At 37.3% G+C, this 7557-nt stretch carries 5 protein-coding genes; all 5 read right to left on the minus strand.

Going from position 1 to position 7557, the window contains the following annotated elements; all coding sequences use genetic code 11:
- Positions 1–158: 158 nt before the first annotated feature.
- On the minus strand, positions 159–563 hold the full coding sequence (locus VLZ86_RS08240) for a hypothetical protein (RefSeq protein WP_325450176.1): 405 nt from the start codon (positions 561–563) through the stop codon (positions 159–161).
- 188 nt (positions 564–751) lie between these two features.
- Positions 752–1912, minus strand: a complete 1161-nt coding sequence (locus tag VLZ86_RS08245; protein ID WP_325450178.1) for a hybrid sensor histidine kinase/response regulator — start codon at positions 1910–1912, stop codon at positions 752–754.
- 37 nt (positions 1913–1949) lie between these two features.
- Entirely contained in the window at positions 1950–5327 is a 3378-nt protein-coding gene (locus VLZ86_RS08250; protein ID WP_325450180.1) for a CHASE domain-containing protein, read from the minus strand.
- 493 nt (positions 5328–5820) lie between these two features.
- Positions 5821–6990 carry a PepSY-associated TM helix domain-containing protein gene (locus VLZ86_RS08255; protein ID WP_325450182.1) on the minus strand — a complete coding sequence of 390 codons (1170 nt, stop codon included), beginning with the start codon at positions 6988–6990 and terminating at the stop codon, positions 5821–5823.
- A gap of 59 nt (positions 6991–7049) precedes the next feature.
- Positions 7050–7557 (minus strand): TonB-dependent receptor domain-containing protein (locus tag VLZ86_RS08260; protein WP_325450184.1); only part of this gene is annotated, 508 nt, incomplete at its 5' end.

A 7557-nucleotide genomic window follows, 5' to 3' on the forward strand; every position in this document is an offset into this window, starting at 1 on the left:
CAACATAGGGCGGAATAATTCGGGTAGTTTTTCTGGATTTTTTCCCAACATATTTGCAAGCTTTTCTACGACAAATATACAAATACCTGTAATGAAAAACAAGCTTAATAACGGTTAATACACTGGATTATAGATGATTAATCTACCTTAAGGAGTAACTAAGTATCACTCAAGGCATCATAAACAAATACGGGAATCGGAGTGTCAAAGTGCTCAAGAGCGGTCAAAGAAATTTCAATAGGTCCGGAATTGGTCAGGAACATACCGAATGGATACCTCTTGGATTCACTGTAGGCACCCACACCTTGAATCACGAAGCGTTGCGAATTGATCATCCAATTCAGGTCGTCTTTAAGCTTATCTCGATTACGGGCATCGTAACCATAATCAATGCCATCAGTGGCCCTACCATCTTTGGTAAACGCCAACAATAAGTGGCGGACAAAGCCTTCGGGGGTTTTAAAATCAATCCGGACGCGTTGGATGTTGCTTTTGCTTTCTGTTTGCGCATAGACTGTAAGGCAGCAAAAAAAGGCCAAACATAAGTAGGTAAAATTTTTCATATCTATTAATTAATGATTAGGGGGTCTTGGAAAGATAAAAAATATGGATAATTTGACCCGCGAAATACATCAAATTTTGACGAAACACATCTATGCGTAAGTTTATTCCTATATATTGCTATTTGTTTTGCTGAAGAACAACAAATAACAAAGCCATATTATAGCATCTCTATGGGTTATATAGCGACCTATCCAATTTTTGGAAGAACAAATGAAACCTTAGCACCGTTTTGAGTGTTTCTAATTTCAATCTTTCCATTATGGGCTTCGATGATTTTTTTGCACAAGAAAAGAGACAACGCAGGATTTTGGTCTATATGGCTATTAGTACCAAAGACTTCAATATCGAAAAAATTATAATTATCCGGGAAATGTTTACCTTCATCCTCAATTGTGACCACAAGGTTTTTAGAGTGTTCCATTGTTTTAATGAATATCTCTGAATTTTTGTTTCCAAACTTTATGGCGTTGTCAATTAAGTATGAGACACATTTATCAATAAATGTTTTGTCGAGCATCGTACAGATGTCACGGCCTTCATTTTGCAGAATTATAGAAATATTCTTTTTGTCAGCCTGGCTTTTCAAGGCATTTGCTTTGGAACTGATTATATTCGTTAAGTCTTCCCTATTTAAATTCAGTATGGCTTTTCCCTTGGTATTTAGAAGTGAAATATCCAAAGCCTTGAGTGAGAACTCCTCTAATCTATTTGCAGAAATCTCCATAATGAACAACAACTCTTTTATTTCCTCAGGCAAGTGGTATTCATTTAGGATTCCGAGAGCGCCAATTATTCCGTGAAGTGGGGTCCGTATCTCGTGGCTAATGATATTTAAAAATTCGGTTTTTGCGGTATCAAGTTTAAGCAATTGGCTATTGGCGACAGTTAACTCTTCTGTCCGCTCCTTCACCCTTTGTTCAAGCCAATTGTTTACTTGCCTAAGCGAATCTCTATTTTGCTTTAATTCAAGATGGGTATTAACTCTTGCCAGTAACTCATTAGAATTGAATGGTTTTGTGACATAATCCTGCCCTCCTGCCTCAAAACCCATCACAATACTTTCGGATTCAACCAATGCGGTTAGGAAGATAATGGGGATCTCTTTTAAGTTTTCATGTTCACGTATGGCCTTACATGCTTCAATGCCATTCATAATTGGCATATTGATATCCATCAAAACCAGATCGTAATCGTTTGACTGCAACAACATTTCCAAAGCTTGCCTACCATTCATTGCAACCCCAATGATATAATTTTCCTGTCGCAATAAACTTCCTAACACCTGAATATTCTTTTGTTGGTCATCAGCAATAAGGATTTTACGGTCTTTTTTGGTATCTGGTTCCATGACAAATGATTCTTTAAATTAATCTATTAAAAGCACTTTAAATACTATTGGTTTCTACTTTCAGCCAATCCACCAATTCAGGAAATCTCTTTAAAGTGTGTATAAGTTTTTCAAAGTCGAAATTTCCCACATGTAGCCCAATCTCATTGCTGTAATCGATGAGCATGTCACAATTTATCTCCGTTGATATTTTAAGCAAATTAATACCGAATTGTTCAATTTCATTTATAACCTGATTTTTAATGGCCCTTTCATATTCAGGTACAAATTCCAATTCAAGGATCTTAATGAACTCTGGAAGTTTCTGTTTCAGCTCATCAGACATTTTATACTCACGATTTGCAAGATAAAAAGTATGTGGTTCCTCCACATGGCGTTCTACTGATTCATAGCTAAGATACCTTTTTAGCATCTCGATAAGCTGCTCAATATTTAATGGTTTTAGCAGGTATTGGTCGAATAGTGTCTCAATATCCTCATTTTCTTTTTTGTTCGAAATGAGAATGGAAGCAGTTATTGCTATTATAAGTATAGAAGCAGTGTGCCTTTCCTTTCTCAGAATTTTGGTGGCTTCATAACCATCCATAACCGGCATTCTCAAATCCATAAGAATAAGATCAGGCAGATGATTTTTAGCCTTTTCAACAGCTTCCATCCCATTTTCGGTTTGTAAAATGGTCAATGGTGAATATTCCAGTAGATCAACGATCAGCTTACGGTTCTCTTCATTGTCATCTGCGATCAGCACCGTAGCAGGTTTAAATAAAACGGTTGAATGATCAAAATATTGTTGAGCATTATCGATGTAAGCGTCTATCACCGGAATATTGGAGAGGTCTATTTTAAATGTACTGCCTTGTCCTGCTCCACTCTGAAGACTTATACTGCCTCCCATTCTTTCAATCAATTTTTTAGTGATCGATAATCCGAGACCCGTTCCGCCGTACTTGTGAAGGTCTTGGCCTGAAGACTGCTTAAAAGGGTCAAAAATATGTTCTTGTTGATCCATAGGAATCCCAATGCCCGAATCTTTAACCAAAATGGTCAGATCCAGGTTTTTCTCATAGGTACTGTTTTTCCGGTAATCTATCCTTACGGAAACACTTCCTTCATGGGTAAATTTAATGGCATTTCCTACAAGATTGAAAAGGATCTGTCTACAACGGACCTCATCCAAATGCAAGGTTTTGTTAGGTAGGCTTTCATAATCGATGAAGAAAACAATCCCTTTGGCTTTTACCTTTTCAGCAAAGATATTTTCTATTTCACTGAGCAGATGGACAAGATTGACAGGTACTGGCATAAGATCAATCTTACCAGCCTCTATTTTTGATAGGTCCAGGATGTCATTAATAATCCTTAATAGATTCTTGCCACTGCTACGGATGGAATCTACCTGCGCACGCTGTTTTTCATCCCGTACCGATTTAGATAAAAGTTCAGAAAACCCGATAATGGCATTCATAGGGGTACGAATCTCATGACTCATATTGGCAAGGAACTCACTCTTGGCTCGGTTGGCTGCATCTGCTGCTTGTTTTGCCTTTATTAAATCGGCTTCAATTGATTTTCTTTCAGTGATATCAAACTTAATGGCAACAGATTGATAGGGCTCGTTATTTTTATCGAGAAAAGGAACAATAGTGGTATCCACCCAATAAAAAGTACCATCCTTTGCTTTGTTTTTAATTTCCCCTCTCCAGATCTTTCCCTCTCCCACCGTTCTCCAAAGTTCATCAAAGAAGCCTTCAGGGTGATAATCGGCATCTAACATCGTATAATCCGACCCAATCACCTCATCCCTACTATATTTCGACAATTCGCAAAATTTATCATTTGCATACCTGATAATTCCATCCCTATCAGAAATTGTAACTGCACTCGATTCGTCCAAAGCCAGTTTATAATCTGAAATATCCTTAACACTTTGAAGCAATTTTTGTTCGGATAGGGTCAGCTTTTCAGTTCTTTCCGCTACCATTTTTTCAAGTTGTTCTTGGTGTTTTATGAGTTCTTCTTCCGTCTTCTTCAATTCTGTAATGTCATGGAATCCAGCAATAAGTACCTTTTCATCATTAATAATCACCAATTTAATCGAAATGGAACACCAGAATATTTCGCCGTCCGATTTTTCTAAAATCAATTCCCTATGATCTATATGCCCTCCTGAGGCAATTGTTTTCAGCAGGGCGATCTTGTCGCTCTTATTGTGATAGAAATCAGGTAGTTTTTGACCAATGATGTCCAATATCGAAACTTTAAAAAGTTTCCCAAAAGATTCGTTAGCGATGATCACTACCCCATCACGCATTTTAGTCAAAACCAAAGGCACGGGAGAAGCTTCCATGATCGTACGTAGCAGATTTTCACTTTCCTTCAGTTCAACGGTCAAGGTTTCTGCTATTTTCCGGGCATTATAATGGGTGTTAATCAGTGATCGGGTCAAAAGAAATAATAAAACACTTATAGTTAAACCGCCAATAAACAACCCCCATGCCTCTATATAGGCCATAAAAATATTTTCTTTTTCCCGAGAAAATATAAGGGTCCATCGGTGGCCATTAAAATCAATGGGAAGGATTAAAGTGTCGCGCTTGTTATCAGACAATTTTCGATCTTCAGAAAGCTGAGATTCAAATAACAGTGAATCAGGTGAAGGTATCAAACCATCATAAATATGTAATATCATTTCCAACTTCCGCCCGATTAATATCCCGGACATAAGGTCATTCATCCGGCACGCACTGTACACCCATCCTATATGCGCCGCACGTCGTTGTTCGACAGTATTGATTTCAAAACCCTCTTCATAGACTGGAACAAAAATAAAACTGCCCGTTTCAAGATCAGTTCCATTGTTCTCGGCTAATAGCATCTTTCCTGATATTGAGGCCATGTCTCTATCACGGGCACGCTCCATGGCATCTGCAAGTACGTCCTCCGTTAACATATCAAAACCAAAATACTGAAGATTAATGCCAGTAAAAGGTTCAACGAAGTCAATGGAAGAATATATTTCTCTTTCATGTTCCGGCCAAATCTTATAATTAGGAAAGCCTTCCTTTCTTATGTTTTGGATATGCTCAGAATTCCTGTCCTTTGGTATGATAGAAGCGTAACCAACACCCAAGATTCCGGGTAAGCTACGGTCGAGTTCATGTCGTTCAATAAATGTTTTCCATTCTTGTCGTGTCACACGATCTGACCCTGAAAAAAAAGCAGTGCTACTGCGAAGTAAAAGAGCGTGCGCATGTAAACGTGTTTCTATTCGGTTAGCAATATTATTGCTGTCGAAATTGAAATCAGCTTCAAGATTGTCATCAATATTTGATTTTACATATATTGTAGCTGTCAATGTAATTATCAAGCTCGTCAACAATATCAACCATGCTCTCCATTCATTTCCATCTTTCATAACCAGTGTAGAAATTAGGTTTTAAAGATATTGAATATATCCTTCAAGTATACTCTGGTGACTAAGGTTTTTAAGTTCCCGATTCCCAGACAAGTATATGATAAGGTGACTACCCATTGGGTTCTCCACAGGTTTATTTTAAATAAGTTGCATAAAAATAATACTGAAATGATAAATAGAAGTCTCTTTTTTTAAACCCAACACTGCTATTTATAATCTGTACTATTCGGAAGAAAACCTTAAGATTACATTTGGACTAATTGCACAATATCACACGAACTCAATTTGCCAACATGCCTTTAAATGAAGAACGATTACACAAACATATATGATTAGTCATTCAGTTGATAAAACCAGACCGCTTTAGTTTTGAGCCGTCACAACCATTGTATATTAAAACTGCCCTCCATTGACGAAGGACAGTTCAGAATTTACACTCTTAGAGGTTTTGTGTCTCCTTAGAGTTCATATATGAGGAAAAATGAAGTGATTATTATTCCCGTGCATTAGAAGACATTTTTCTTAAGTTCGGAACCTTTCTGTTATTCTTCTTTTTCAATTTATTCAACCAAATCAAAGTACCCGTCACCGGCAAACTTGTTGCAATCAGGCAAGCCAAGAAATAAACGACTTTTGAGAATGTTCCAAAAATATCGCCGGTGTGAAGTGGTTTTATTACCGCTGCTAATTTTTGATTTAAAGGTTTTTCATCAAAATATTCTACTTTTAAAACAACTCCCGCAGTATCCAAAAACAGCTTATCTGAAGTAGAAGGCGACCAATTGCTGTCGTTGTATTTTCTAAAACTATAATAATTGTTTTTTGGGTTTGGAAATGTCACCGCAAGTTCGCCAGGATAATTTAAAGTCTGATTTGCCAATTGAATAGCCTCATCATAAGATATCGTCATAGCGTCAGAACTATCCTCTAAATGAAACTCCGGACTCGACCTATCAAATATTTTGGTTCCCATGACGTAACCTAAACCTTCTCTATACGATTCAAAAGACCAACATAAACCTGTAATGGCCATAACAAGTAAAAATAGACAGGCGTAAAAACCTAAGGTATTATGCAAATCATGGTTAACGCGCTTCCAATTTGCCTTGGTTTTGATCTTAAATCCTTGTTTTACGGTCTTCCATTTGATTCTTTTAGGAAACCAAAGTATAATCCCTGAAATAGCTAAGACCAAGAAAACAATCGTTGCCACGCCAACAATAGGTCTTCCGATAGTAGGATCCAACAATAGCCATCTGTGCAGTTTAAACATTGTTAACATAAAGGCGTCTGCCTTTGTTTTTTCAGCTTTGTGAATAACTTTAGTGTATGGATCTACAAGCACCTTGGTCCCACGTGGTTGTTTTAAATCTTCTTTAACCAAAAAAGTATAGGCTTCGTTTTGGTTGTTGGGAATCGTTACGCCTGTTACATAAAAACCGTTTGAGGCCTTTAATTCTTCTGCTAAACTGGTTACCGTTTGTTTTTCAACTTGAGCTTCAACAATAACATCTTCCGCAAAGAATTCCTTTATGTCCTGCTCAAACACCAAAACGGTTCCCGTAAAACAGACGATAAATAAGATGATTCCGCTTGCCAATCCAAGCCATAAATGAACATCATTTATAAATTTTCTAAAAGTGTATGTGTTGTTTTTCTTCATATAGAAATGAGAGTTAACTAAAGTGCAATCGTAATGATTGCACTTTATTGTTTTATTGGTTAAAATGAATAACTCAGGACTCCTGCGAAGTTTCGAGGATCAGTTTGGTTGATATAACTCGTTCTATATGCATTGTAGCCTATCTCATCAAAGATGTTATTGAGTAAAAACCTAAAGTTCCAATGGGAATCGATGCTGTAGGCAATCTGGGCATTCACTTGGGTGTAGGCTTCAACATTAAACGGTTTCTGGTTTGGCACAATTCCTTCGTGGGTTACTGCTCCTGAGCTCCAATCGTTTATTGGACGTTCTCCGGTATAATAGATTCCTGCTCCAACTGACAGACCATCTAGCTTTTCCTTGAAACTGTAATTGGCATAAGCATTAAAAGTATGCTTTGGTGTGTTTAATGGAGCGGAGCCATATACATAGGAAGTATGTTCCTTGTACTGCGCATCGATATAAGAATATCCAGTAATAACTTCCAAATTATCTAATAAACGACCGGTGAGCTCTACTTCAATGCCTTTTCGTTCATCATTTCCTCCCTTTTGATAGTATCCCGTG

Origin of the sequence: Gelidibacter sp., from assembly GCF_035515035.1 — a bacterium.
In the GTDB taxonomy this organism is placed as follows: Bacteria; Bacteroidota; Bacteroidia; order Flavobacteriales; family Flavobacteriaceae; genus Gelidibacter.